Genomic DNA, 25,594 nt, shown 5'->3' with positions numbered 1-25,594 from the left:
AACGGCGGCCGCCCGGCTCACAGGAGCGAACGGGCCAGCGCCACCGCGCCCTCGACCGGCGGCACGCGCAGGGGGTGCGGCCGGGCTGCGGGCAGGGTTTCGGCGAGAGCGGAGGTGAAGGCTTCGTACAGCGCGGGCTGGGCCAGCACCGTGCCGCCCGCCACCACCACGTCGTCCACCGCGACCCCGCGCCGGGCGAGCCGTACGACGAGCGCGGCGAGGGCGCGGCCGCCCTCGGTGATCACGGCCCGGGCGAGCGGCGAGCCCGACTCGGCGGCGGTGAACACCACGGGGGAGTGCCGGCCCCACTCGGCGGAGACGTCCGTGGCGGCCTCCAGCGCCGCGCCGAGCGCGGGCACCTCGGCCACCTCGAAGGCGGTGATCAGTCCGGCGGCCAGCGCGTCGGGCTCCTCGCCGCGGTCGTGCGCGGCCCAGACGGCCCGCGCGGCCTCGCGGACGAGGCCGGCCGCGCCGCCCTCGTCGCCGAGTACGGCACCCCAGCCGCCGACCTGGACCGGACCGCCGTCGGGCAACCGCCCCACCGCGACCGAACCGGTACCGCCGACCAGACCGACGCCCTTGTCCAGCCCCGCGGCGGGGACGAGCAGTTCGGCATCGCCCACGACGAGCGCGGGCACCCCCAGCCGCTCCTGAAGAGCGGCCCGGATGCCCGCGCACTGGCGTGGGGTCTCGCAGGCGTGACCGCCCACGGCGAGAGCGGACGGGCCCAGGGGCGAAGGCAGGGCGTCGGCGATCAGGCCGGCCAGCCAGTCGGCGGCGGCCCCGGGGTCGTGCGGTCGCCATCCCGTACTGCTGCGGACATGATCGACGACGTCCGCGCCGCCCGCGAAGGCGCGCAGATGCGTCTTGGTGCCGCCCACGTCGATACCGACCGCGTAAGGCGTGGAGTCCTGCACGGAGCCTCTTTCGTCGTTGCGCGGTCACGGCGGACGGCAGGCGAAGTATCCGTCGGACCACGGCAGTTGAAGAGGTAGGGAAGCCCCGGGACGGGCTTCTGCCGACCACGGCAGGCGAGTACCGTGAAGTTCGTTAGGAAGTTAACTAACGAAGTAGGGTGCGTCAAGAGGCACGGAATTCCCGATGCCGCGCCACCCTTGCGACCGCCCAGCACGGCCGCAGCACGACCTGGGGAGACCATGCACCTGAGTGAGAGTGCCCGTGTGGTGTTCGACGTACTGGCCGAGGCGGGCACGGCCACCCGCCCCCAGCTGGCGGCCGGTGCGGGCCTTTCCAAGCCGACCGTCTCGACCGCCGTGGCCGAGCTCGAGGCCGTCGAGCTCGCCGCCCACTCCGGGCGGGCCTCCGGCGGCACCGGTCGCAGCGCCGCCGTCTACCGCCTCGGCCCGGCCGCCGGTGCCGTGCTCGCCGTCGACCTGGGACCCGCCAAGACGCGGGTGCGCGGTTGCGCGCTGGACGGCACGCTGCTCGCCGAGGGCACCGGCTCCCGGCAGGAGGCCGCCGGCACCGTCCGCGAGGTCCTCGACGCGCTGCCCGCCGGCGCCCCGCTGCGGGCCGTCGTCGTCGCCGTCGGTGATGTCACCACGCGCGACGGGGAGGGCGCCGGGGAACGCCCCGCGACCGCCAAGGCCGGCCCCGTCTTCGACGCCATGGCCGTCGCCCTGCCCGAGGGCGTGCCCGTCCACCTGGAGAACAACGTCAACTGCGCCGCGCTCGCCGAACTGCACGAGGGCGCCGCCGTCGGCCGCGACACCTTCGGCTACCTGCGCATCGGCGTCGGCATCGGCCTCGCCGTCGTCATCGGCGGCCGGGTCCTGCGCGGTGCGAACGGCGCCGCCGGCGAGGTGGCCCGGCTGCCCTACCCCTGGGACGAGAGCCGCGCCCCGCACTACGAAGGCCTGGAACAGCGCATGGGATCGCGCACCCTGCTCCGCCGGGCGGCCGAGACCTGGCAGGACACCGACGGCCCCCGCCCGCGCACCGCCGAGCGGCTCCTCACCCTCTCCGGGCAGGGGCATGCCACGGCCCGTGCCGTCCTCGACACGCACGCCGCCGACGTGGGCCGGCTCGCCGCCGCCGTCGTCGCCGTCATGGACCCCGGACTGATCGTGCTGGGCGGCGCCACCGGCGCGGATCCGCAGCTCCTGCCCGGGGTGCGGGCCGAGCTGGCCCGGCTGAGCTGGCCCACCGAGGTGGTCAGCAGCGTGGTGGGGGACACCGGCACGGTCGCGGGCGCCGGCAGGCTCGCGGTCGCCCATGGAATTCAAACCGTGACCGGAGCTGTGCGGGCGAAGCATTGACGGCTGCGCCATCGGTCTGCCAATGTCCGGACAAGCGCTTTCTGAGTCGGCCGGGACGCCGACTCCGGGTGAGCCTCCCGCCCGTACACGAAGTACGGCAGTCGCACGAGGGCGTGCTTGTGCGACGTCGGCCGTCATGGCCGGGGACCCCACCCGTCAAGGCGACGCGGCCGGGCGAGGCCGTGCCCCCGGAAAGCGAAATTTCCCGCAAAACGCACCCGTGCCGCCTCGGCTGGCGCCGTGCTTCTTCCGCTACGACGAAAAGGGATTGAAGATGACCAGTCTGGGTGTGCGGCGCTCCCGCCGGCTCGGCCGCGGCGGCATACGCCGCGTTGTTCCCCTCGCTGCCGTGGCCACGGCAGGTGCCCTTCTGCTCTCCGCCTGCGGGTCGGATTCCGGCTCGGGCGGGACCTCCAAGTCGCTGACGTTCTGGATCTCCACGGTTCCGGGGCAGGACGCGGGCTGGAAGAAGATGGTGGCGCAGTACAAGAAGGAAACCGGCGTCAAGGTCAACCTCGTCAACATCCCCTACGACGGCTACGACGCGAAGCTGCGCAACGCCGCGCAGGCGAACTCCCTGCCCGACGTGGCGGCGGTGCCGAAGCTGGACCCGATCTGGGCGAACAAGCTGATCGACCTAGGCTCCATCGCCAACAAGAAGAGCAACAAGATCAACAAGAACTTCATCGCCAAGGACTCGTCCGGGAAGGTGCTGTCCATCCCCTCGGACATCACCGCGTCCGGCCTGTTCATCAACGAGACGCTGTTCAAGAAGGCCGGCGTCTCCGTCCCGACCTCGCCCCAGAAGACCTGGACCTGGACCGAATTCATCAAGGCGGCGGACAAGGTCCGGGAGAAGACCGGCGCCAAGTACTCCCTCACGTTCGACCAGTCGCCCTCCCGGCTCCGCGCCATGGTGTACGAGCTCGGCGGGAAGTACGTCCACGCGGACTCCTCCGGCAAGTTCTCGGTGGACGCCGCGACCAAGAAGGCCGTGAAGAGCTTCGTCGAGATGAACGACGACAAGACCATGCCGAAGTCGGTGTGGACCAGCGGCGCCGACCCGTCGGCCATGTTCCAGAGCGGTGACGTGGTCGCCTACTGGTCCGGCGTGTGGCAGGTGCCCGCCTTCGCGGAGAGCATCAAGAAGTTCGACTGGGCGAGCGTCCCGACTCCCGCCGAGCCGGTGCAGGCCAGCGACGTCAACAGCGGCGGCATGACGGTGGGCTTCAACAACAACGGCGACGCGGCCGCCGCCGCGACGAAGTTCCTGTCCTGGCTGTACGAGCCGGCCCACTACCAGGCGCTGTGCGAGGCGTCCGGGTTCCTGCCCGTCGAGAGCGGTCTGAACCCGAAGTACCCCTTCAAGTCCGAGGCGGCGCAGGCGGCGTTCAAGCTGTACAACGAGTCGATCCCGCTGTACGCCCCGATCTCCGGCTACTTCAACACCGCGCAGACGAACTGGGTGCTGAAGGGCAAGAGCCTCACCGAGGACCCGACCAAGACGGAGCTCGGCAAGGCGATCAACGGCCAGCAGTCGGTCGACAAGGCGCTGGACAACATCGTGGCCGGCTACAACCAGCAGGTCGGCGGCTGAGCGCAGGCCGACAGGCCCGGGCGGCGGGGTCGAGACACCGCCGCCCGGCCCAGGGCCGGACAGGCCCTCGGGACCCCCGCGATGCCGGGCTCATGGCCTGAGCCCACAGGAACCCATTCCACCAGCACGGAGTCAGGAAGATGACCAAACGCGCCCCGGACGTGTCCGCGAGCCCGCCCAGGAGCCGCAGTAAGTACACCCTTGCGCCGCTCGTCCTCATCGCGGCCAACGCCGTGCTCTTCGCGCTGTTCTTCGTCTGGCCGGCGGTGATCGGGCTCGTCTACTCCTTCACGAACTACACGGGCGTAGGGGCGTTCCAGTTCGTCGGACTGGACAACTACAGCCACCTGTTCGGGGACTCCATCTTCTTCGACGCGCTGACCCGGACGCTGCTGTACACCGTGCTCTTCGTGCCGCTGAACTTCGTGTTCTCGCTGCTCATCGCCAACGTGCTGGTGAGCAAGCACGCCAAGGGCGTGTCGGTCGCCCGCGTCTTCTTCTTCATCCCGTGGCTTCTGTCGCCCATCGTCGTGGGTGTCCTGTGGCGGTGGCTGTTCGGTGAGAACTTCGGACTGGTCAACTACCTCATCGAGAAGGTCGGCGGAAGCGCCGTTCCGTGGCAGTCGAACGCGGACCTGTCACTGATCGTGGTCGTGGTGGCGGCATCCTGGGCCTGGACGGGCTTCTCGATGCTGCTGTTCATCGCGGCGATCAAGAACGTACCGACGTCGTACTACGAGGCGGCCGCGCTCGACGGCGCCGGTCCGTGGCGCCAGTTCATCAGCATCACACTGCCGAGCATCGCGCCGACGTCCTTCATCGTCATCCTGCTCAACACGATCCACGGGATGAAGGAATACCCGCTGTTCGCCTCCCTCAACAACGGCGGCCCCGGCACGTCGAACAACCTGCTTGTCCAGTACATCTACCAGACCGGCTTCAAGTCGGGCCAGATCGGCTACGCGAGCGCCGCGTCGTTCGTGCTCATGCTCATCCTGATGGCCGTCGCGTTCATGCAGCTGATCGTCAACCGGCGGGTGGAGAACCGATGAAAACCACAGACATGCCACGCCCGGTCGACTCCGAGCCCGGACGGGCTGTTCCCAGGAAGCGGCCCCGCGGCGCGGTCGGCGGTGGGCTTCGGCGCGCGGTGCCCGCGACGACACTGCTCTGGGTCCTGGCGGCCCTCTACGGGCTGCCGGTGCTGTGGTTCGTACTCAGCTCCTTCAAGCCGGCGGGAGACCTGTTCTCCCTTCCGCTGACGCTGTTTCCGCAAAACCCCACCGTGTCGGGCTACAAGGCGGCGTGGGACAGCGCCAACTTCTCCCAGTACTTCATCAACACGACCATCGTGTGTGTGATCGCGACGATCCTCACGGTGGGAGTCAGCTGCTGCACCGGGTACGCGCTGGCCAAGTACGACAACAAGTGGCTCAAGGTCTTCTTCATCGGCATTCTGGCCACCACGATGCTGCCGTCCGAGGTCATGCTCGCCCCGCAGTTCCTGGTGGTCCGCGACCTCGGCCTCTACAACTCGCTCGCCGGCATCATCCTCCCGGCCGTACTCACCGCGACCGGGTGCTTCATGTTCCGCCAGTTCTTCCTGACGGTCCCCGACGAGCTCATCGAGGCCGCCCGCATCGACGGCGCCCGCGAACTGTCGATCTTCCTGCGGATCATGGTGCCGATCTCCCGGCCCATCATGCTGACGCTCGCCATCCTGTCGTTCCAGTGGCGGTGGAACGACTACATCTGGCCGCTGCTGATGCTCAACGACCCCGGAAAGTTCACCGTGCAGATCGGCATCCAGAGCCTCGTCGGGGCGCAGAACATCAACTGGTCGGTGGTGCTCGGCGGATCGGTCATCTCCATGATCCCTCTGATCGTCGTCTTCCTGGTTTTCCAGCGTTACGTCATGAACGCCGACATCAACGCCGGACTGAAAGACTGACCCCGACAACCCACGGCATGGCCACCTCAGGCATGAAGGGCTGACCCACCCGTGCACCTCCCTCACCAGCGCGGCCCGTTGCACGACCTCCCGGACACCCCGGAGGCGTACGACGCCGTCCTCGCCGACGTCACCGAGCAGGCCCTGGCCCGCATGACGCCGGAGGGCAACCTCGAGCACCCCGACTGTGTCGACGACATCGGCGACACCTCCCTGGGCATCACCGCCCTGCTGGCGCTCGCCTGGCAGCGGGGCAAGGACCCCCGCCTGCCGGAGGCGGTACGCCGCAGCCTCGCCTTCCACCTGGACGAGCGGGTGTACACCGAGGACAACCCCGGCTACCCCAACCTGCGGGTACGCGACTCCGGCCTGCCGTACGCCCGATACACCCTGGCAGCCGGAGCGCACCCCATCGGCGACTGGCCGAGCACGGTGTGGGCCCTGCTCCAGGCGGTCAACGTCCTGGACGCGGCGGACGGCCTCGTCGACGACGAACAGCGCACCCGGCTCCTCGACGTGGCGCACGGCTACTGGCGCTGGCTGACGGAGGCGACGTTCTTCAACCCGCAGGAGGCCGGCAACCAGGCCATCGGCTGTATCGTCGGCGGCCTGATGCTGGCCCGCCACCTGCCCTCCCCGGACGGCGAGTCGCTGCGGCGCCAGGCCATAGAGCTCTACGAGGACAAGATCCGAGCCCACCGGGTCCGCGACCGGGGCGCGCTTCTGCCGCCCGAGCACGGCGGCGCCTACGACAACAACTACGGTCCGATCTCGCTGTCCTTCCTGGCCCAGGCCCACCGGGTCAGCGGCGAGGAGATCTTCGCCGAGGACGGCGACGCGCTCGCCCGCTACCTCGACGCCCGCCTGACGAACGGCGGTTTCGACAACGGCGGCCCGCGCTACAGCGAGCAGCACTCCGCCTTCGAGTCGGTGCTGGGCCTGCGCTACTTCAGTGCCCGCATCGGCTCCGACCTCGGCCGCTACCGGGGCGACAGCCGCTGGGCCCGCCACGCGTGCAAGGCGGACGGCGGGGTCGACGGCCACTTCGCTTGGATGCTGGTCTGGCAGATCCAGGACCCCACGCGCTGGTACCGCACCCCCTCGACGACCCCGGCCCGTCACCAACTGCGCGCCGGAACGGTGTCGGTGGCCTTCGACAGCCGCATGACCCCGTCACTGGTCGAGGCCGCGGGCACCTACTACCTGCCGGCAGCCGTGGGCCGCCAGCACGGCTTCGGTCCGGTGACCGACGGCTTCCTGATGTGCCGCCCGATGGGCGAGGTCCGCGTACGGGACGTCCGCGCCGGCGGGCTGACGGCCAAGCTGGTCACCAAGCCGGTCGTCGGCCGCGACCACGTCCTGCGCCACGTCCGGTCCCTGTACGTCACCGACGGCACGAACCTGTGGACGACGGTGGCCGTGGAGCGCCTCCCTGGCACGCCGTACCTGCTGGCCGGCCTGCCGTATGCCACGGACGACGGCGACAGGGTCCGCAGGACCGCCGAACCCCGGGCCACGGCGGCGGCGGACCTGCGCCTGACCCACCCGGCCCCCGGCGACCCGCACCACTTCGACGCCCGCACGGACCTCACCCAGGAGCGGGCCGCCTTCGCCCTGGCCGCCGACCCCCGCGGCTACGGCAACCCCGACGAGGGCTGGAGTCACCTGCTCACCTCGACCGCCCTGGAGGCCGAACCGGCCCCCGGTGCCCCCGAGGACCTGCATGTCTTCGCCGTGCGATACGGCCCGGGCGACGACGCGTTCACCCCCGTGTTCGAGCGCGCCGGGACGGGCCTCAGGATCCGCACCGAGGCGTTCACGGCCGTGATCGGAGACACGGCGGGCGACGCCGCGGGGGAACCGGAGCTGACGCTGTCCGCGTGAGGCGGCCCAGGCCTCACAGGGGCAGGCCGACCAGCCCCCACCCGCGCCGTTCGGCCTCGGTCACCACCACGCCCCACTCCCGCAGCAGCACCGAGAACTCGTCGAAGTCCTCGATCCACCGCCCCGGGCACGCGGCATGCGTGCCGTACGGCACGCGCAGGTCCTCCAGCAGGGGCTCGGCTCGTGCCCAGTGCCCGGCCAGTGCGGACACGGTCGCGGGTGGGCAGACGAGGAGCAGCCGACGGTGCCAGGGGTCGGGGTCCGCGGGGAACAGGCCGGAGACCGAGGCGTCCTCGGTGTCGGTGTCCCAGATCAGCTCCCGCAGGAACGCGTCCAGGCGCTCACGCGACTCCGGGCCGGCATGCCCCCGTACGTCTTCCCAGGCCTGCCCCGCCCAGAAGTGCGGCTTGTAGGAGCCGGGGGTGCTGTGGAACTCGTACCGGCCGCACCACGGGACGTTCGACGCGGCGGGCCACACCCAGCCCCGCTGCGGCTCCGCGTACCGGTCGAGCTCGTCCTCGGGCATCGCGGCATCCTCGAGCAGCGCGTACCGCTCCTCGAACGGCGTCCTCTCGAGCCGTTCCCAGTCGACCGCCAGCACCGTGAGGTCCAGGCCCATGGTCACGTCTCCACGCGCGGCAGCGCCGACTCCGGCACCACCAGGTCGGCCCGGCCCCGGGTCGCTGCGACCAGCTCGGCGTTGGGCTGGTCCGAGCGCGACACCCACGCCACCGCCTCCGCGTGGGACTTGCCGAACTGCTCGTGGCGGGCGACCAGCCGGCGGACGCGCTCCCGCTCGGGGAGTTCGCAGAACCACACCTCGTCGAGCCGGTGGCGGACCCGGGCCCAGGCGTCGGTGTCCAGGAGCAGGTAATTGCCCTCGGTGACGACGAGACGGGCCGACGGCGGGACCGGGATCGCCCCCGCGAGCGGCTGCTCCAGCACCCGTTCGAAGCCGGGCGCGTACACGACGTCGTCGTGCCTCTCCTCGCGCAGCCGCCCCAGCAGGGCCGCGTACCCGGCCGCGTCGAACGTGTCGGGCGCGCCCTTGCGGTCCCTGCGGCCGAGCCGCTCCAGTTCGGTGTCGGCGAGGTGGAAGCCGTCCATGGGGACGTGCGCGACCCAGGGTTCGCCGGATCCGTTCAGTTCCCGCACCAGGTGCTCGGCGAGCGTCGATTTGCCCGCGCCGGGGCTGCCGGCGATGCCGAGGATCGCGCGCCGGCCGCCCCGGGGGAGGGCGCGGGCGCGGTGGACGAGTTCGTCGAAGGCGAGCGGCACACGGCAGAGTGTGTCACCTCGTGCTTGTGGCGTGCGCCACTCACTGGACATCGCCGGTCGGGGAACCGGACTTGTATGACGCAGCTCGGTCTTCCCGAAGACATCCACGCCTGCCTCTTCGACCTCGACGGCGTCGTCACCAAGACGGCCGTCGTGCACGCGGCCGCCTGGAAGGAGATGTTCGACGCCTTCCTGCGCGAGCGCGACGGCGAGGACTACCGGCCGTTCGACGCGGCGTCCGACTACGACGAGTACGTCGACGGCCGGCCACGCGCCGACGGTGTGCGCACGTTCCTCGCCTCACGGGGCATCGACCTGCCCGACGGCGACCCGGACGACCCACCGGGCGCCCGGACCGTCCACGGGCTAGGCAGCCGCAAGAACGAGCTGGTCCTGGAGAAGATCCGCACCGACGGGGTCGAGGCCTACGACGGCACCCTGCGCTATCTGGAGGCGGTCCGCGCCCACGGCCTGAGCACCGCCATCGTCTCCTCCAGCGCCAACTGCCGGGACGTGCTGCGCGCGATCGGCGCCGAGCACTTCTTCGACGTACGGATCGACGGCGTGGTCGCCGCCGAGCGTGAGCTGCCCGGCAAGCCGCGCCCCGACACGTTCCTGGCCGCCGCCGGGGACCTGGGAGTCGAACCGGCCGCGGCCGCCGTCTTCGAGGACGCCCTGGCCGGCATGGACGCGGGCCGCGCGGGCCGGTTCGGATACGTCGTCGGCGTCGACCGTGTCGGACAGACCGACGCGCTGTACGCGCACGGCGCCGACGTGGTCGTGAAGGACCTCGACGAGCTGGGAGGCCGGGAGTGATCGAGCAACGGACGTACGCGGTCGAGCCGTGGACCGTGCGCGAGACGGAACTCGACCTCGACGTCCTGGCACAGAGCGAGTCCGTGTTCGCCCTGTCCAACGGCCACATCGGCTGGCGCGGCAACCTCGACGAGGGCGAACCCCACGGCCTGCCCGGCTCCTACCTCAACGGCGTCCACGAACTGCATCCGCTGCCGTACGCCGAGGCCGGGTACGGCTACCCGGAGTCGGGCCAGACGTCCATCAACGTCACCGACGGCAAGGTGCTTCGCCTCCTGGTCGACGACGAGCCGTTCGACCTGCGTTACGGACGGCTCGTCACCCACGAGCGGACCCTGGATCTACGGCGGGGCGTGCTGGAACGAGTCTGCGAGTGGACCTCCCCGGCCGGCTCGACCGTCCGGGTGCGCTCCACGCGGCTGGTGTCCCTGACCCAGCGGGCGATCGCCGCCGTGGCGTACGAGGTGGAGCCCGTCGACAGCCGTACCCGTGTCGTCGTCCAGTCTGAGCTGGTCGCCAACGAGAGCCTGCCCGAGCCGGACGGCGACCCGCGCGCCGCCAAGGCGCTGAAGTCGCCACTGGAACCGGAGGAGGATGCCGCCTCGGGCAGCCGGCTGCGCCTGGTCCACCGCACCCGCCGCAGCGGCCTCAGGGTCGCCGTGGCCGCCGACCACGTCGTCACCGGCCCCGAACGGACCACGACGGGCAGTGAGAGCAACGTGGACGTGGCCCGGCTGACCGTCACCTCCGTGCTGGAACCGGGAGAGCGGCTGCGCGTGGAGAAGCTGGTCGCACACGGCTGGTCCGGCGTCCGCTCCCGGCCCGCGATGAGCGACCAGGTCGAGGCGGCGCTGGCGGCGGCCGCGCACAGCGGCTGGTGGGGGTTGCTGAAGGACCAGCGGTCCTACCTCGACGACTTCTGGGGACGCGCCGACGTCGAGATCGACGGCGACGAGGAGATCCAGCAGGCCGTCCGCTTCGCCCTCTTCCACGTCCTCCAGGCCGGCGCCCGCGCCGAACAGCGCGCCATCCCCGCCAAGGGGCTCACCGGGTCCGGCTACGACGGCCACGCCTTCTGGGACACCGAGGCGTTCGTCCTGCCCCTGCTGACCTTCACCGCGCCGCAAGCCGCAGCCGAGGAACTGCGCTGGCGCCTCGACACCTTGCCCGCCGCCCGGGAACGCGCGGCCCAACTCGGCCTGCGCGGCGCCGCGTTCCCCTGGCGCACCATCGAGGGCTCGGAAGGCTCCGCGTACTGGCCGGCCGGCACAGCCGCCTTCCATGTGGGCGCCGATATCGCGGACGCCGTCGTGCGGTACGTGGCGGTCACCGGCGACGAGAGGTTCGAACGCGAGGTCGGTGTGGAGCTTCTGGTGGAGACCGCCCGGCTGTGGCGCTCCCTCGGTCACCACGACGACCGGGGCGCCTTCCACATCGACGGCGTCACCGGACCGGACGAGTACAGCGCGATCGCCGACGACAACACGTACACCAACCTCATGGCCCGGGCGAACCTGCTGGCCGCCGCCGACGCCTGCAAACGCCACCCCGACCAGGCGGCCCGGCTCGGCGCCGACGAGGAGGAGAGCGCCGCCTGGCGGGACGCCGCCGAGGCCATGCACGTCCCCTACAACGACGAACTCGGCGTGCACGAACAGCACGCCGGCTTCACCCGCTACCAGCGCTGGGACTTCGCCCGCACGGGCCCGGACCAGTACCCGCTGATGCTCCACTTCCCCTACTTCGACCTGTACCGCAAGCAGGTGATCAAGCAGGCGGACCTGGTGCTGGCGATGTACACCTGCGGCAGTTTCTTCGAGGAGTTCTTCGACGAGGAGCAGATCGCCCGCAACTTCGCCTACTACGAGCCGCTGACCGTGCGGGACTCCTCCCTGTCGGCGTGCGTCCAGGCCGTCATGGCCGCCCGCGCGGGTCACCTGGACCTGGCCTACGCCTACACGGCCGAAGCCGCGCTGATGGACCTGGGGGACCTGGAGCACAACACCCGCGACGGACTGCACATCGCCTCGCTGGCCGGAACCTGGATGGCGCTGGTCGCCGGGTTCGGCGGCATGCGGTGCGCCGACGGCACCCTGCGGTTCGCGCCGCGCCTGCCCGAGAGGTTCAGCCGGCTGGCCTTCACGGTAGGGTTCCTCGGCCGGTGCCTGCGCGTGGAGCTGACCGCCGACCGCGCCACCTACACCCTGAGCTCCGGTCCCCCCTTGACGCTCCATCACCACGGCACCGAGCTGACGGTCAGTGAAGGCGCCCCCGTGGACCGCCCCATTCCTTCGCTGACACAACGCCCGGCCCCGAGCCAGCCCCAGCACCGCGCCCCGAACGCTCGCTGACGCTCACCCGGAATCAGGCAATTGGCTGTATTTCGCCCTGCATACCCCCGCCCCACGGGTTAGCTTGATCGTGTTTTCTGATCATCAGAGTTAAGGGGCGGAACATGGTCGATGGCGCGAACGCCATCCTCGTTCGCAGGCGAAGACGCGAGCAGACGGCCGCGTCGGGCACGCTCCGCGGAGCCCGTGGCGACCGGGCGCTCGCCGCGGTGGCCGGCGTGTTCACCCTCGCGCAGCTCGTCCTCGTCCGGCCCGTGCTGGGCCTCGGCTGGGACGAGATCGTCTACGTCAGCCAGGTCACCTCCGACACTCCGGCGGCCTTCTTCAGCGCACCGCGCTCCCGAGGCGTCTCGCTGCTCGTGGCGCCCGTGGCGTCCTGGTCGTCGTCCGTCCCGCTGTTGCGCGTCTACCTCGCCGTGCTGTCCGGCCTCGCCCTCTACCTGGCCCTGCGGGCCTGGCGGGGCCTGTTCCCGACCCGCGTCCTGGTCGTCGGCGGCGCCCTGTTCGCCTCCTTGTGGGTGACCCTCTTCTACGGTCCGCAGGCCATGCCCAACTACTGGGTCGCGATCGGCGCCCTGATCTGCGCGGGCTGCTTCCTGCGGGTCAGGGAGGAACGTTCCGCCCGAGCGGCCCTGTGGGGTGTCGCCGCAGGAGCCGCGCTCATGGCGTGGATGCGGCCCACCGACGCGGTCTACGTGACCGTCCCGCTGCTGGTCTTCGCCCTGGTGCGCCGCCACTGGCGACTCCTCCTCGTGCTCGCGGCAGGCCTCGCGGCGGGCGCCGTGGATTGGGTGATCGAGGCCTACGTCGGCCACGGCGGCCTGGGGGAGCGGCTGTCGGAAGCCTCGCGCATCCAGGGCGGGCTGGGCTGGCACATCGCCGTCGACGACCAGCTGCGCAGCCTGGGCGGCCGGGCCCTGTGCCGGCCGTGCACCGGGCCGATGCCCAACCCCCTGGTCATGCTCTGGTGGTTCGTCCTGCCCGTACTGGCCGGCCTCGGGCTGGTCGTCGCGGGCCGGGCCCGGCGCCTGGGACGGACCCTGGTTCCGCTGGCCTGCGCCGCCACGGCCGCACTGCCGTACCTGTTCATGATCGGCTACGCGGCGCCCCGCTTCCTCCAGCCGGCCTACGCGCTGCTCGCGATCCCGGTCGCCGACGCCCTGTGGCACCTGGTCAGGAAGCCGGGTGGGAAATGGCGGCCGGTGGGCGCCGTGCTGGTCGCACTCGGTCTGGCCGCGCACCTCGCGGTGCAGATGGCAGTCCTGGAGGGCGCCGTGTCCCGCAACACAGAGAGCCGCCGCGACTGGGACCGCACCGCCGGCGCACTGCACCGGCTCGGCGTCCGCCCGCCCTGCCTGCTCACCGGCCACGAGTCCATCCCGATCGGCTACTACACCGGCTGTTCCTCGGGCGCGACGTCCGGCAACAACGAGAACACCACCGTGGGAGACATCCTGCGCACCGCGGACCGTCTACCGGTCGCCCACCTCGCACCGGCCGACGGCACTCCGCCCCGCTACGCCCGCACCTGGCCCGTCCACCGGATCTCGGACCTGGACGTCCGTGTCGCACCTCGGCCGCAGCGGGACGGCCCCTGACCCCACGCGGGGCTCCTGCCCCCACCGGCGTTTCCCGTGAGCCCCGTTCAGGTAGGAGTCGGTTGACGGTCACGGACGAGGGGGGAAGCCGGATGGTGACGGGCGATCACGAGGGCCGGCTGGGGGAGGAGTTCTTCACTCCGGGCTCCTCCTCCTTCACGGAGTTCCTGGCGGCTCACCGCCCCGAACTGCTGAGCACCCGCCGGATCCTCCCGGACGGCGTCCGCGTCGAGGGCGCCCCGCACGGCACGACCGTGCTGGCGCTCACCTACCGCGACGGCGTGCTGATCGCGGGCGACCGGCGGGCGACGATGGGCAACCTGATCGCCCAGCGTGACCTGGAGAAGGTGCACCCCGCCGACGACCTCACCGCGGTGGCCTTCGCGGGTACCGTCGGGCTCGCGGTGGACCTCGTGAAGCTCTACCAGGTCGAGCTGACGCACTTCGAGAAGGTCGAGGGCGTCCCCATGACCCTCGCCGGGAAGGCGACCCGGCTGGCCACCATGATCCGGAACAACCTGGGCCAGGCCATGCAGGGCCTCGCCGTCGTCCCGCTGCTCGCCGGCTACGACCCCGCGGCTCCCGAGGGCGGGCGGGGCCGCATCTTCAGCTTCGACGTCGCCGGTGGCCGCTACGAGAAGTTCGGCTTCCACGCCGAGGGATCCGGCTCGCCGTACGCCCGGGGCGCGTTGAAGAAGCTGTTCCGCCCCGGCATGTCCCGGCGCGAGGCGGCCCTGGCCGCCCTCCAGGCGCTGTACGACGCGGCGGACGACGACTCGGCCACCGGCGGCCCCGACATCACCCGCCGCATCTACCCCATCGCGGCCGTCATCACCGAGGACGGCTTCGAGCGGCTGGCCGAGACGGAGACGGAGGAGCTCAGCCGCGAGATGGTCGAGCAGCGCCGCAGCCGGCCGGACGGGCCGAACGCCGCGGTGTGACACCGGCCGCGGGGCCCCGGGCCGTGCGGAGTTTTCGGTTCCGTGGACAAGACCTGCCGCGGGCTTTACTGCACGCCAGTTGCAAGTACCCGAGGATGGCACAAGGCTGTGCGGTGCAGCCGTCCAGCCCGACAGAAAGACCATCCCCCCGATGACGGCCGCTCCTGAGTCCACTCCGCCCCTCCCCGCCCCGGCTGCCGCCCAGCGCACGGCCTGGCACCGCGTCCGTACCTCCATGACGCGGCAGGAGTGGATCAGGGTCGGGGGGATGGCCGCGTTCACCCTGGCCCTGCACGTGATCGGCTGGTTCATCCTCGTCGCGATCGTCGCCCCCGAGCACCGCGCCATCGGCACACAGACCTTCGGCGTCGGCATCGGCGTCACCGCGTACACGCTCGGCCTGCGGCACGCCTTCGACGCCGACCACATCGCCGCCATCGACAACACCACCCGCAAGCTGATGGGTGAGGGGCAGCGGCCGCTGTCGGTCGGCTACTGGTTCTCCCTCGGACACTCCAGCGTCGTCTTCGTCCTGGCCTTCCTGCTCACCCTCGGCGTGAAGACCCTGGCCGGCCCGGTCCGCCACGACGGATCGGCGCTGCACAACGTCACCGGCCTGATCGGTACGACCGTCTCCGGGACGTTCCTCTACCTCATCGCGGGCGTCAACCTCGTCATCCTGGCCGGCATCTGGAAGGTGTTCCGCGCCATGCGCTCGGGCCGCTACGACGAGGCCGCCCTGGAGGAGCAACTGGACAAGCGCGGCTTCATGAACCGCCTGCTGGGCCGCGTCATGAAGTCGGTCTCCAAGCCCTGGCAGATGTACCCGCTGGGCATCCTCTTCGGGCTGGGCTTCGACACCGCCACCGAGATCGCCCTGCTCGTCCTGGCCGGCTCCGGCGCCGCCTCCGGCCTGCCCTGGTACGCGATCCTGTGCCTGCCCGTCCTCTTCGCCGCCGGCATGTGCCTCCTCGACACCGTCGACGGCTCCTTCATGAACTTCGCCTACGGCTGGGCCTTCTCCAAGCCGGTCCGCAAGGTCTACTACAACCTCACGATCACCGGCCTGTCCGTCGCCGTGGCCCTGCTCATCGGCACGGTCGAACTCCTCGGCCTGCTCACCGAGAAGTTCGGCCTGCACGGCCCCTTCTGGGACTGGATCTCCGGCCTCGACCTCAACATCCTCGGCTACGCCGTCGTCGCTCTCTTCGTCGCCACCTGGGTGGTGGCGCTGATGGTGTGGAGGTTCGGGCGGATCGAGGAGAAGTGGACGACCGGCCTGCTTCCGGCGGACCGGACCGCGGACTGAAAGACCTCGCGCGCCCAGCCGCAGCTCCGGCGGATACCACTCATTGAGGGTTCAAGATTAACGGTGGGTGATCTCCGCAACCGCCGAGGTTAGAGAGCGCGTAACGGGAAACGCGGAACGGGCACCTGAGACGAACGAGTCGACGCAGCGCGACAGGGAGGCAGAAGTGATGGGCACGGAACCGATGCGCCCCGAACCGATGGCGGACGACGCGTACCAGCCCACCGGGACCAACGAGGAGCAGGCGGACGCCGCGCCGCTGGATCTGCAGGACGCCGTCGGCGAACGTACCTACGACGACACCCTCGACGAGGGCTACTCCCCGCCGGAGAAGCCGCTCGGCGTCACCAAGAGCGGCACCACCGCCGCCGAGCAGCACGAGGGCGAGACCCTCGACGAGCGGCTGTCCCAGGAGGTGCCCGACGTGTCCGCCGAGCCTGGCGGGGACGGCGTGGGGGACAGCCCCGACAGCGACGGCGAACCGGTGGACCCCGAGGCGGGCACCGCCCGCGCCGGCCGCCTGGTCGCCCCGGACGAGGGCGCCCATCCCGACACCACGAAGGAGACCGTCGCGACCGACATCGGCATCGACGGCGGAGCGGCCGGAGCGGAGGAGGCCGCCGTACACGTGGTGGAGGACGACGACACGCTGCTCGAGGAGGACGACAGGGCCTGAACCGAGGCCGGCGCCCGCACACGCGAGGCCACCGCACCCGTCGCGCGCCCGCGCCGGGCCGGTGGCCTCGCGTGTGGCTGTCGGCTACGGCAGCAGCTTCTCGAGCGCGGCCGGGCCCTCGGCCGCCAGCTTGCGCCTGGCCCATTCGAGGTTGTGCGGGGTGAGGTCCTTGCCCGAGGCAAGGACGAGGTCCTCGGGTGACACGTCGGTGCCGGTGCGGGCGTGGAGCAGGCGGTCCGGGGTGGCGCGGTCCTCGGGCGGCCGGGACGCGTGGGGCTCTGACGTCGACATGTTCTCTGCTCCTAGGGTCCGGATCGCTGGTGCGGCCCCGGTGCTGAAAAACGGGTCCGCTATCACCATTCACCGCGGAAGCGCGGCGTGCATCCGGAGAGCGCGGACGCGGGCCGGGCAGACCCCGGCACCCCGTTCGGACGCTCACCGATGTCGCGTCCCCGTACCCCGGGTGACGGTGGAGACACGTGTCCCCGCAACCGACAGGAGCTTTCCCATGCGCACACGTGTGACCGCCGCGTTCGGCCTGGCCTGCGCCGCCCTCCTGGCCTGTGCCGGTACGGCGAGCGCCGACGCGGAGGCCGAAGCCATCGCCATCGGCAGTCCCGGCGTCCTCTCCGGCAACGTCGTACAGGTCCCCATCGACATCGATGCCAATATCTGCGGCAACTCGGTCAACTTCATCGGCGCGTTCAACCCCGCGATCGGCAACAGGTGCTCGATCAAGGACTGACGCACCGGTGTACGGCCCCGCCGGCGGCGGTCCGCGAAGCATCGCGGGCCGCCGCCGGCCGCCGTCAGGGCCCGCCCTGCGGACAGGGCGCGAGCACGAGCATCGTGACGTCGTCCCGTACGTCCGGACAGTGCCGCACGAGGTCGGCCCACACCCGCTCGGCCAGGGCGGCCGGGGCCTCCTCGGCGAAGCCCGGCAGCCGCTCGGCCAGCGGGTAGAAGGCCCCGTCGGCGTCCCTGGCCTCGGTGACGCCGTCGGACGCGAGGAACAGCCGGTCACCGGCGCGCAGCCGCACCGAGACGACCCGGGGCGCGGTGGCCTCGGCGAGGCCGAGACCGAGCGGGGTGCACGGCTCGATGTCCAGCTCGACGGCACGCCCGTCACGCAGCAGCAGCGGACCTGACTGCCCGCACGCCACGATCCGCACCACACCGGCGTCGGCGGAGAAATCGAGGAGCACCGCCGTCGCGAACAACTCGGCGTGCGGCTCGCCCGCCGAGTCCACCACCAGCCTCCGGTCGAGCCGGACCGCCACCGCCTCCGGATCCGGCTGGTCCAGCACCGCCTCCCGGAAGGCCCCCAGCAGCGACGCGACCGTGGCGACGGCAGACAGCCCGTGTCCCTGAACATCGCCCATGACCGCCCGTACGCCGTAGGGGCCCGCCCGTACGTCGAAGAAGTCGCCCCCGACCAGCGTCCCGCTCTGCGCGGCCCGGTACAGCCCCGCGCACCGTACCGGCCCGACCCGCTCCAGCAGTGGCGGCACGACGGCCCGCTGGGCGGCCTCGGCGACCGCCCGTTCGGTGACCAGCTGGGCGTCCCGCCTGCTGCGGACGAACGACAGCAGCACGCTCAGCACCGCGACGAAGCACACGGTCAGTAAATCGGTGCTGCCGGGGTCGTTCAGGCTGAAGACCGGGACGCTCAGCACGACCACCACCAGCGCGCCGAGCACCGCCGTGGCCACCGGACCGTGTGCGAGCACGGCCAGCGGCGGGATGGCGCCCAGCAGAAAGCCGATGTCGAGCGGTTCCGGACTGATCAGCTCCGCCGCGCACACGCCCGCCAGCAGCGCGGACGGCAGCACCCGAGCCCAGCCCGGCGGGGGCGCGCCGCGCAACCAGCCGCGCCGGTCCCGGTCCCGGCGCGGCAGCCGGCCGCGCACACTGCTCACACCACCACGCTGCTACGCCCGGCCGGGCGCCGCACGCCGGGCCCGCGCGGGTGCCCGTGAACCGGCGAGAAGGACGCGGCGTCGGTCGTCGGCTGGGCCGCGGAGCTCCCCAGCGTCGAGCGGTTGAATCCGGCGCCCAGCACGGCGGCGACCGGCCCGGTCGTTCCGTCGTTGGGGGCGGCGAGGGCACCGTCGCGGAACAGCACGTCCCGGGTGGACGGCCTGCCTCGTCGATGGAGGGCGCGAAACAGTCCTCGCGAACAGACCGGCGTCCAAGCCGTGGCCGGGGGCGGTGATCTGCGTGCCGTCCACCACGAGCCGCGCGAACTCCGGGACCTCAAGGGCCACTTGAGCCGTGCCGGGAATTCGATGGACGGCCCCTTTCGTGATCCCGTAGCCTGTGGCGAGCCACGCCCCGAGACCCGTGGAAGGAGGGCGGAGCCGTGCAGTTCACACCGTTCCAGCGCTCCCTGCCTACCGTCCCGGCGTGCCTCGACTGACCTGACCGGGAGCGCTCTTTCGCAGCATGCGTCCCGGAGGAATTCCATGACCGATGTGGTCATCCGCGCGCTCGACTCGAGCGACGCCGATCTCTTCGACACCCTGCCCGACCCGCTGGGCGCCCGTGAGGGCCACCGGCTGACCCGGCACCGCCCCGACTGGAAACGGGTGGCCCTGCGCGACGGCAGGGTCGTCGCCCGCGGCGCCTGGTGGGGCGGCCCCGACGACACCGAGCCCCTCAGCCTCAATTGGTTCGACGTGGCGGAAGGCGAGGAGGAAGCAGGTGCCGCACTCCTGCGCTCCGCCCCCTGGCAGGTGGAACTCGAACTGAACCTGCCCTCCGGCTGGCGCGACGCCCCGGCCCTGCGCGCCGCCGCCGAGACCCGCTTCACCGCCGCGCGGAAGGCCGGCTACGACCTCCTGGTCGAACGCTTCCTGTACCGGTGGACCCCCGAGCACGGCCTGCCCGAACGGCCCGGGCGCCTGGTGTTCCGCGCCGAACCGGACGACGCCGTGTTCTTCGACGCGCTGCGCCGTATCCACTCCGTCACCCTGGACGCCCACGCGCTCAAGGCCATCGAGGAGGGCGGACTCGACCGGGCGGCCCAGGAGGAACTCGACTTCTTCCACTGGTGCCCCTCGCCACGCGAGTGGTGGCAGGTCGCCTGCACACCGCAGGGCGAGCCCGTCGGCATCCACATCCCGGCCCGCAACCCGTCGGGCCCGTGCATCGGCTTCATCGGCGTCCTGCCGGACCAGCGAGGCCACGGCTACGCCTACGACCTCCTGGCCGAGTGCACCCACTTCCTGGTCGAACAGGGGGCGGAGTTCGTCGCCGCCGCCACGGACCAGGGCAACTTCCCCATGGCCGCGAACTTCGCCAAGGCCGGTTTCCCGGTGGTCAAGGAACGGCTCAACTTCCACCCGGTGCGGTAACCGCGCCGGTGCAGCAGCCGGAACGTCCCCGGCCGGGGTGGCAGGCTGTGGGGGACAGTGACCGGCGACGGGAGACGGAGGGGACCGTGGGGTGCGAGGGCGAGGTCTGGCGCGTGCACAGCGCGGGGGGACCGGTCGGGGAGATCCTGATCGACGACGCCGACTTCCCGTGGCTCTCGGGCCGCTTCACCGCAGGTCCCGGATTCGGCGCCGTCCGGGGCCTGTTCGCCCGCGAACTCGCTCTCGCCGAACGGGACGACGAGGGCCACTGGGAGGAGTGGGAGCGGGTCTACGCCGAGATCGGGCGACGCGTCTCCCTCTCCTCCCCGGACGGTCCCGTCGCCGAGTTCCTCCTGCACATCCAGGGCGACCGGGCCTGGTTCCGCTGGAGCGACGAGCCGTTCAGCGACGACGGGAACTAGCGTGCGCCGCCGTTCAGCAGGTCATCGGCCGCCGTGAGGATCTCCGTGACACGCAGGCCGAACGCCGCGTCGCACGGGTGCGGGCTGCCGGTCCGGGCCGAGGCGAGCAGGGCGTCCGCGGCCCGCATCAGGGCGGGAACCGCCCCGTCGGAGCTCTCCGGCAGGGCGGTGACCCCGGCCTCTCCCCGCAGCTCCAGTGCGGCACCGGAAGCGGCGGGCGGTGCCGTCAGGCTCAGGGTGAGGGTGCTCGACGCGCCGTCGGCGTGGTCGAGGACGACATGCGCCGTGTCCCCGGGACCGTACGCGGCCGCCGCCACGCGTCGCACGTCGCCGAGCACCGGCAGCAGCACGGACAGGGCGTGCGGCCCGACGTCCCACAGGGCGCCCTTCTCCCGCCGCCACGGCGTCGCGAAGGGGCTCTCGCTGGTGAACACCGCCCCCAGCCAGTGCGCGTGGGCCGTGAACCAGCCCGGCACCCCCGCCTGCTCGGTGATCCACGCCTCCGGCTCGGGCTGGAAGCGGGTCGTGAAGAACACGACCGAGGCGACACCCGCCTCCTCGACGGCCTCGACCACGGCCCGCCCCTGCTCCACCGTCGGGGCGAGAGGCTTGTCGAGCAGCAGATGGCACCCGGCCCGCGCCGCACGCGCGGCAAGCCCGGCCTGCACCTGAGGAGGCAGCGCCACCGCGACCGCGTCCACGTCGGCGAACAGCTCGTCGACATCGTCGTACGTCCGCACGCCGTGCCGCTCGGCCAGCTCCTTCGCGGCCTCGGGGCGGCGGCCCCACACCCCGGCGAAGTCCAGCTTTTCGTGCCGGCTCAGTGCGGGCGCGTGGGCCATCTGCGCCCACGGTCCGGTGCCCAGCAGTCCTATCCGCATGCCGCCGCCTCTCCACGGTGCCTGAACGAAGAGAGTGCCACACGCCAGGGACCGGCGACCGGGAGGGCCACACAACAAGAAAGGCAAGGAGTTGTCTCCTTGCCACTCTCAACTTATAGCGCACAGGGGGCCTTGCGGCAAGGCCCCCATGGTGCCGCAGACTGTCCGGCCTAAGCCTAGGACCTGCGGAAACGGGAGCATGACGTTGACCCCCCTGACCACCAGCGCGTTCGATCTTCCCGACCGTCTCTCCCACAAGGCCGACCCTGCGCTGATCGGCGGCGACGATCAGCACTTCGCGGCCATCGCCGAGTGCCTCGAGCAGTCGATCGCCGAACTGTCCGACCGTCTCGAGGCCGAGCGCAAGGCGCCCGGCGGCACAGGCAGGCAGGCGATGGACCGGGACGCGGAGATCCACCGGCTGACCACCCGCCTGCGCGCCCTGCACCGCTTCGGACTGGACCTGTGCCTCGGGCACATGGTCGCTGCCGACGACTCCGAGCCCGTCTACGTGGGACGACTCGGCCTCACCGACAGCGAGGGGCGCCGACTGCTGGTCGACTGGCGTTCCCCCGCAGCCGAGCCGTTCTTCGGAGCCACTCACGCCAACCCGATGGGCCTGGCGAGCCGCCGCAGATACCGCTGGACCGGCGGCCGGATCAGCGACTACTGGGACGAGATGTTCAGTGCGGACGGCATCTCCGGGCATGCCGCGCTCGACGACCAGTCCGCCTTCATCGCCAGCCTGGGCACCGACCGCTCGCCCCGGATGCGGGATGTGCTCGGCACCATCCAGGCGGACCAGGACGCCATCATCCGCGCGGGCTCCCGTGGCGCCCTCGTCGTCGACGGCGGGCCGGGCACCGGCAAGACCGTCGTCGCCCTGCACCGCTCCGCCTACCTCCTCTACTCCGACCCGCGCCTCGGGCACCGCAAAGGGGGCGTGTTGTTCGTCGGCCCGCACCGGCCCTATCTGTCCTACGTCTCCGACGTCCTGCCCAGCCTCGGCGAGGAAGGCGTGCAGACGTGCATCCTGCGGGACCTCGTCACCGAGGGCGCCGCGGCGAGGGCCGAGGCCGACCCGGACGTGGCACGCCTGAAGTCGTCCGCGGACATGGTGCGGGCGATCGAGAAGGCCGTCAGGTTCTACGAGGAGCCGCCAGCCGAGGGGATGACGGTCACGACCCACTGGTCCGACATCCACCTGAGCGCCCAGGACTGGGCCGTGGCCTTCGAAGCGGCCGAGCCCGGCACTCCGCACAACGAGGCGCGCGACCAGGTCTGGGAGGAACTGCTCACGATCCTTCAGGACAAGCACGACGGCGACGTGCCGGCCGGCCTGCTCCGCAGATCGCTGTCGCAGAACAGGGAACTGCGCACGGTGTTCAACCGCACGTGGCCGCTGCTCGAAGCGACCGACCTCGTGTCGGACCTGTGGTCGGTGCCCGCCTACCTGCGGATGTGCGCTCCCTGGCTCAGCCGCGACGAGGTCCGCAAGCTGCAGCGCGCGGACGCCCAGGCCTGGACCGTGCCCGACCTGCCGATCCTGGACGCCGCACGGCAGCGGCTCGGCGACCTGGAGGCGGCCCGGCGCAAGCGCCGGAACAAGGCCATCCTCGCCGACCAGCGCGAGCACATGGGGCGCGTCGTCGACACCCTGATCGAGGCCACGGCCAACTCGGGCGCCGACGGTGACGAGGGCGAAGGCCTGGTGTCCATGCTGCGCGGCGAGGACGCCCAGGTCAGCCTGGTCAACGAGGCCGAACTGGCCACCGTCGAACCGGACGTGCTCGCCGGCCCCTTCGCACACATCGTCGTCGACGAGGCTCAGGAACTGACCGACGCGGAATGGCAGATGCTGCTGCTCCGTTGCCCGTCCCGGAGCTTCACCATCGTCGGGGACCGGGCCCAGGCCCGGCACGGGTTCACGGAGTCGTGGCGGGAACGGCTCGAACGGGTCGGGTTCGGCCGCATCGACCTCGCCTCCCTGAGCATCAACTACCGGACGCCCGAGGAGATCATGACGGAGGCCGAGCCGGTCATCCGGACCGTGCTGCCGGACGCCAACGTGCCGACCTCCATCCGCAGCGGCGGCGCCCCCGTCGTCCACGGATCGGTCGCGGAGCTGAGCTCGGTCCTCGGCACCTGGCTGGCCGCCCATGCCGACGGGATCGCCTGTGTCATCGGCGATCCCGCGTTCCAGCCCCCCTCGTCCCGCGTCCGGTCGCTGACCCCGGAGCTGTCGAAGGGGCTGGAGTTCGACCTGGTCGTCCTCGTCGACCCGGAGGACTTCGGCACCGGCGTCGAAGGAGCGGTCGACCGCTATGTCGCGATGACCAGGGCGACCCGGCAGCTCGTCATCCTCACGACCCCGCGAGCTCCTTCCGGATGCGGTCCAGCATGAACGCCGACGACTCCCGGGCCCGCTCCTCCCAGGCGAACACACAGGCCGTGGCGACACCGTCGAAGCCCAGCTCGCGCAGTGTGCCGAAGAAGGTGTCCCAGTCGACCTCGCCCTGACCGATGTCGAGATGCTGATGGATCCGGGCCGGCGTGCCCGGCGGGTTGAGGATGTACCGCAGACCGCTGGAGCCCTTGTGGTTGAAGGAGTCCGCGACATGCACGTGCTGGAGCTTGTCACCGGCGTAGCGCATCATCGCCGCGATGTCCGCCGTCGGGTCGGAGCCCGAGAGATGGAAGGTGTGCGGGGCGCAGTACAGGTAGTTCACCCACGGCTTGTTGATCGCGCGGACGAGATCGACGGCCGGGGTGTTCTCCTCGCAGAAGTCGTCCGGGTGGGCCTCCAGGTTCAGGGCGATGCCCTCCCGCTCGAAGACCGGCAGCAACTCCTCCAGCGAACGCCAGAAGGCGGACTCGCTCTCGGCGGCGCGCTCGGGCCGGCCGTTGAACTCCGAGTTCATCAGGGGGCATTCGAGATCCACGGTGATCTCGATCATCCGCTTCCAGTAGCGGACGGCCGTCTGCCGCTCGGTCTCGTCCGGCGAGGACCACTTGTACAGCGGCAGTACCGAGGAGAGCCGCACACCGTACCTGCGCAGCGACTCCTTCAGCTCCGCCACCCGCGCGTCGTCCGCCCGCGGGTGCAGGAAGAACGGCATGAAGTCCGCACGCGGCGACAACTCGATGTGCTCGTAGCCCAGTTCGGCGACCGTGCGCACCATCTCGTCGATCGGCAGGGCACGGAACATGTACGGGTCGAGGGCGATCTTCACGCGGTGCCTCCGTAGAACGCGGGACGGGGCTTGATGTCGACGGTGACGATCTCTCCGCCGCCGGCCTCCTGGGACCGGACGGCGGCGTCGGAGATGACGGTGGCGGCGTAACCGTCCCAGGCGGACGGCCCGGTGGGCTCGGTGCCGGCGGCCACGGTGGCGACCCACTCGCGGAACTCCGTGTCGAAGGCCTCCGCGAACCGGTCCTTCCAGTCCTGCAGCACACCCGTGCCGTGCCGGGCCGCGGTGCGGATCCCGACGGCCGCCGGGTCGGGCAGCCGGACCAGACCGTCCTCGCCCACGACCTCGCACTGGATGTCGTAGCCGTACTGGCAGTTGACGAAGACCTCCAGGTCGATACGGACGCCCTCGCTGGTCTCGAAGACCATGATCTGCGGGTCCTTCAGGTGACCGAACCGCTTGCTCGTGGCGCGCGGGGTGACCACCTGGGCGGAGACGATCTCGTCGTCGAGCAGCCAGCGCAGCACGTCGATCTCGTGCACGGCCGTGTCCTGAGCGGCCATCGCGGAGTGGTACGACTCCGGGACGGTCGGGTTGCGGTGGGCGCAGTGCACGATCAGCGGGGCCCCGAGCGAGCCGGTCGACAGGACCTCCTTCATCTGGCGGTACCCGGCGTCGAAACGGCGCATGAAGCCGACCTGCACCAGCCGGTGGCCGTGCGCCCGCTCGGCGTCGACGATCCGCAGACAGTCCTCCGCGGTCGTGGCCAGCGGCTTCTCGCAGAACACCGGCTTGCCGGCGGCGATCGCGTTCAGAACGTGCTCGGCGTGGGTCGGCCCCCACGAGGTGACGAGGACGGCGTCCACGTCGGGGGAGGCGACCAGATCCGCGCCGGTGGGCAGCGCGGTGGCACCGAGCCGGGCCGCCACCTCGGCGGCACGTTCGGTGTCGACATCGGCCACGGCCGTGACCCTCGCCCCGGTGACGACCTCGGTGAGCCGCCGGATGTGGTCCTGGCCGATCATCCCGGCGCCGATGACGCCTACACGTACGGTCATGGT

Annotated in this window: 23 protein-coding genes and 1 pseudogene; 15 read left to right on the top strand and 9 right to left on the bottom strand. The window is 71.4% G+C overall.

The genetic code is table 11. The annotated features are described in order from the left end of the window. Nucleotides 1-17 precede the first annotated feature (17 nt). Nucleotides 18-917 carry an N-acetylglucosamine kinase gene (locus OG542_RS02270; RefSeq protein WP_328407710.1) on the bottom strand — a complete coding sequence of 300 codons (900 nt, stop codon included), beginning with the start codon at nucleotides 915-917 and terminating at the stop codon, nucleotides 18-20. A 240-nt stretch (nucleotides 918-1,157) separates the two neighbouring features. On the opposite strand from OG542_RS02270, the gene OG542_RS02265 reads away from it, so the two are divergent. The 5 genes from OG542_RS02265 to OG542_RS02245 all read left to right on the top strand — a co-directional run bounded on the left by OG542_RS02265 (nucleotide 1,158) and on the right by OG542_RS02245 (nucleotide 7,711). Next, nucleotides 1,158-2,279: an ROK family protein gene (locus OG542_RS02265; protein ID WP_311129377.1), complete on the top strand. Its 1,122-nt coding sequence runs from the start codon at nucleotides 1,158-1,160 to the stop codon at nucleotides 2,277-2,279. A 274-nt stretch (nucleotides 2,280-2,553) separates the two neighbouring features. Continuing rightward, nucleotides 2,554-3,876 (top strand): extracellular solute-binding protein, encoded by a 1,323-nt coding sequence (locus tag OG542_RS02260; protein ID WP_193482646.1) that lies wholly within the window; start codon nucleotides 2,554-2,556, stop codon nucleotides 3,874-3,876. 140 nt (nucleotides 3,877-4,016) lie between these two features. Then, nucleotides 4,017-4,928, top strand: coding sequence for a carbohydrate ABC transporter permease (locus OG542_RS02255; protein WP_311129378.1), 912 nt, complete (start codon nucleotides 4,017-4,019; stop codon nucleotides 4,926-4,928). Beyond that, nucleotides 4,925-5,827: a carbohydrate ABC transporter permease gene (locus OG542_RS02250; protein WP_193482648.1), complete on the top strand. Its 903-nt coding sequence runs from the start codon at nucleotides 4,925-4,927 to the stop codon at nucleotides 5,825-5,827. The genes OG542_RS02255 and OG542_RS02250 overlap by 4 nt, the downstream gene beginning before the upstream one ends. Nucleotides 5,828-5,878: 51 nt before the next feature. Next, nucleotides 5,879-7,711, top strand: a complete 1,833-nt coding sequence (locus OG542_RS02245; RefSeq protein ID WP_311129380.1) for a hypothetical protein — start codon at nucleotides 5,879-5,881, stop codon at nucleotides 7,709-7,711. A gap of 13 nt (nucleotides 7,712-7,724) precedes the next feature. Here the strand turns inward: OG542_RS02245 and OG542_RS02240 are convergent, their stop codons facing one another. After that, on the bottom strand, nucleotides 7,725-8,330 hold the full coding sequence (locus tag OG542_RS02240; RefSeq protein WP_328407706.1) for a hypothetical protein: 606 nt from the start codon (nucleotides 8,328-8,330) through the stop codon (nucleotides 7,725-7,727). Between the two features lie 2 nt (nucleotides 8,331-8,332). Further along, a complete protein-coding gene (locus OG542_RS02235) occupies nucleotides 8,333-8,989 on the bottom strand; it encodes a nucleoside/nucleotide kinase family protein (protein WP_193482651.1) in 657 nt (218 codons plus the stop codon). Nucleotides 8,990-9,064: 75 nt separating this feature from the next. Between OG542_RS02235 and OG542_RS02230 the strand changes: the two genes are divergently transcribed. The 6 genes from OG542_RS02230 (at nucleotide 9,065) to OG542_RS02205 (ending at nucleotide 16,680) form a co-directional block, all read left to right on the top strand. Continuing rightward, nucleotides 9,065-9,805: an HAD family hydrolase gene (locus OG542_RS02230; RefSeq protein WP_328407704.1), complete on the top strand. Its 741-nt coding sequence runs from the start codon at nucleotides 9,065-9,067 to the stop codon at nucleotides 9,803-9,805. Beyond that, nucleotides 9,802-12,156 carry a glycoside hydrolase family 65 protein gene (locus tag OG542_RS02225; protein ID WP_328407702.1) on the top strand — a complete coding sequence of 785 codons (2,355 nt, stop codon included), beginning with the start codon at nucleotides 9,802-9,804 and terminating at the stop codon, nucleotides 12,154-12,156. The genes OG542_RS02230 and OG542_RS02225 overlap by 4 nt, the downstream gene beginning before the upstream one ends. A 104-nt stretch (nucleotides 12,157-12,260) precedes the next feature. Further along, nucleotides 12,261-13,754 (top strand): hypothetical protein, encoded by a 1,494-nt coding sequence (locus OG542_RS02220; RefSeq protein WP_328407700.1) that lies wholly within the window; start codon nucleotides 12,261-12,263, stop codon nucleotides 13,752-13,754. Between the two features lie 92 nt (nucleotides 13,755-13,846). Then, nucleotides 13,847-14,695 carry a proteasome subunit beta gene (gene prcB / locus OG542_RS02215; protein WP_328407698.1) on the top strand — a complete coding sequence of 283 codons (849 nt, stop codon included), beginning with the start codon at nucleotides 13,847-13,849 and terminating at the stop codon, nucleotides 14,693-14,695. 151 nt (nucleotides 14,696-14,846) lie between these two features. Further along, nucleotides 14,847-16,004, top strand: coding sequence for a Nickel transporter NicT (gene nicT / locus OG542_RS02210; RefSeq protein WP_328407696.1), 1,158 nt, complete (start codon nucleotides 14,847-14,849; stop codon nucleotides 16,002-16,004). Nucleotides 16,005-16,188: 184 nt separating this feature from the next. Further along, nucleotides 16,189-16,680, top strand: a complete 492-nt coding sequence (locus tag OG542_RS02205) for a DUF5709 domain-containing protein (protein ID WP_193482769.1) — start codon at nucleotides 16,189-16,191, stop codon at nucleotides 16,678-16,680. Nucleotides 16,681-16,764: 84 nt separating this feature from the next. Here the strand turns inward: OG542_RS02205 and OG542_RS02200 are convergent, their stop codons facing one another. After that, entirely contained in the window at nucleotides 16,765-16,971 is a 207-nt protein-coding gene (locus tag OG542_RS02200) for a hypothetical protein (RefSeq protein WP_193482657.1), read from the bottom strand. Nucleotides 16,972-17,188: 217 nt separating this feature from the next. Between OG542_RS02200 and OG542_RS02195 the strand changes: the two genes are divergently transcribed. Continuing rightward, the gene (locus OG542_RS02195; protein WP_328407694.1) at nucleotides 17,189-17,425 is read left to right on the top strand and encodes a chaplin; all 237 of its coding nucleotides are present in this window, start codon (nucleotides 17,189-17,191) and stop codon (nucleotides 17,423-17,425) included. Nucleotides 17,426-17,489: 64 nt separating this feature from the next. Here OG542_RS02195 and OG542_RS02190 read toward each other — a convergent pair whose 3' ends face one another. Both OG542_RS02190 and OG542_RS40645 read right to left on the bottom strand, forming a co-directional pair. Next, nucleotides 17,490-18,599 (bottom strand): PP2C family protein-serine/threonine phosphatase, encoded by a 1,110-nt coding sequence (locus OG542_RS02190; RefSeq protein ID WP_328407692.1) that lies wholly within the window; start codon nucleotides 18,597-18,599, stop codon nucleotides 17,490-17,492. Between the two features lie 68 nt (nucleotides 18,600-18,667). Next, a pseudogene (locus OG542_RS40645) lies at nucleotides 18,668-18,938 on the bottom strand (beta-1,3-glucanase family protein); the annotation flags it as partial. A gap of 207 nt (nucleotides 18,939-19,145) precedes the next feature. On the opposite strand from OG542_RS40645, the gene OG542_RS02180 reads away from it, so the two are divergent. Together OG542_RS02180 and OG542_RS02175 are read left to right on the top strand one after the other, a co-directional pair. Then, nucleotides 19,146-20,036 (top strand): GNAT family N-acetyltransferase, encoded by an 891-nt coding sequence (locus OG542_RS02180; RefSeq protein ID WP_328407688.1) that lies wholly within the window; start codon nucleotides 19,146-19,148, stop codon nucleotides 20,034-20,036. A gap of 86 nt (nucleotides 20,037-20,122) precedes the next feature. Beyond that, nucleotides 20,123-20,458, top strand: coding sequence for a hypothetical protein (locus tag OG542_RS02175; protein ID WP_328417720.1), 336 nt, complete (start codon nucleotides 20,123-20,125; stop codon nucleotides 20,456-20,458). Here OG542_RS02175 and OG542_RS02170 read toward each other — a convergent pair. Next, nucleotides 20,455-21,339: a Gfo/Idh/MocA family protein gene (locus OG542_RS02170; RefSeq protein ID WP_328407686.1), complete on the bottom strand. Its 885-nt coding sequence runs from the start codon at nucleotides 21,337-21,339 to the stop codon at nucleotides 20,455-20,457. The genes OG542_RS02175 and OG542_RS02170 overlap by 4 nt on opposite strands. A 205-nt stretch (nucleotides 21,340-21,544) precedes the next feature. On the opposite strand from OG542_RS02170, the gene helR reads away from it, so the two are divergent. Further along, nucleotides 21,545-23,743: an RNA polymerase recycling motor ATPase HelR gene (helR, locus tag OG542_RS02165; RefSeq protein ID WP_328417718.1), complete on the top strand. Its 2,199-nt coding sequence runs from the start codon at nucleotides 21,545-21,547 to the stop codon at nucleotides 23,741-23,743. Here helR and OG542_RS02160 read toward each other — a convergent pair. Both OG542_RS02160 and OG542_RS02155 read right to left on the bottom strand, forming a co-directional pair. Then, entirely contained in the window at nucleotides 23,703-24,572 is an 870-nt protein-coding gene (locus OG542_RS02160; protein ID WP_184586878.1) for a sugar phosphate isomerase/epimerase family protein, read from the bottom strand. The two genes, helR and OG542_RS02160, sit on opposite strands and share 41 nt — an antisense overlap. Continuing rightward, the gene (locus OG542_RS02155; RefSeq protein ID WP_193482662.1) at nucleotides 24,569-25,591 is read right to left on the bottom strand and encodes a Gfo/Idh/MocA family protein; all 1,023 of its coding nucleotides are present in this window, start codon (nucleotides 25,589-25,591) and stop codon (nucleotides 24,569-24,571) included. The genes OG542_RS02160 and OG542_RS02155 overlap by 4 nt, the downstream gene beginning before the upstream one ends. Nucleotides 25,592-25,594 lie beyond the last annotated feature (3 nt).

The organism is Streptomyces violaceus (genome assembly GCF_036014075.1).
GTDB classification, from domain to species: domain Bacteria; phylum Actinomycetota; class Actinomycetes; order Streptomycetales; family Streptomycetaceae; genus Streptomyces; species Streptomyces violaceus.
The sequence above is the reverse complement of the archived record's forward strand: the minus strand, read 5'-3'. Positions and strand labels throughout refer to the sequence as shown.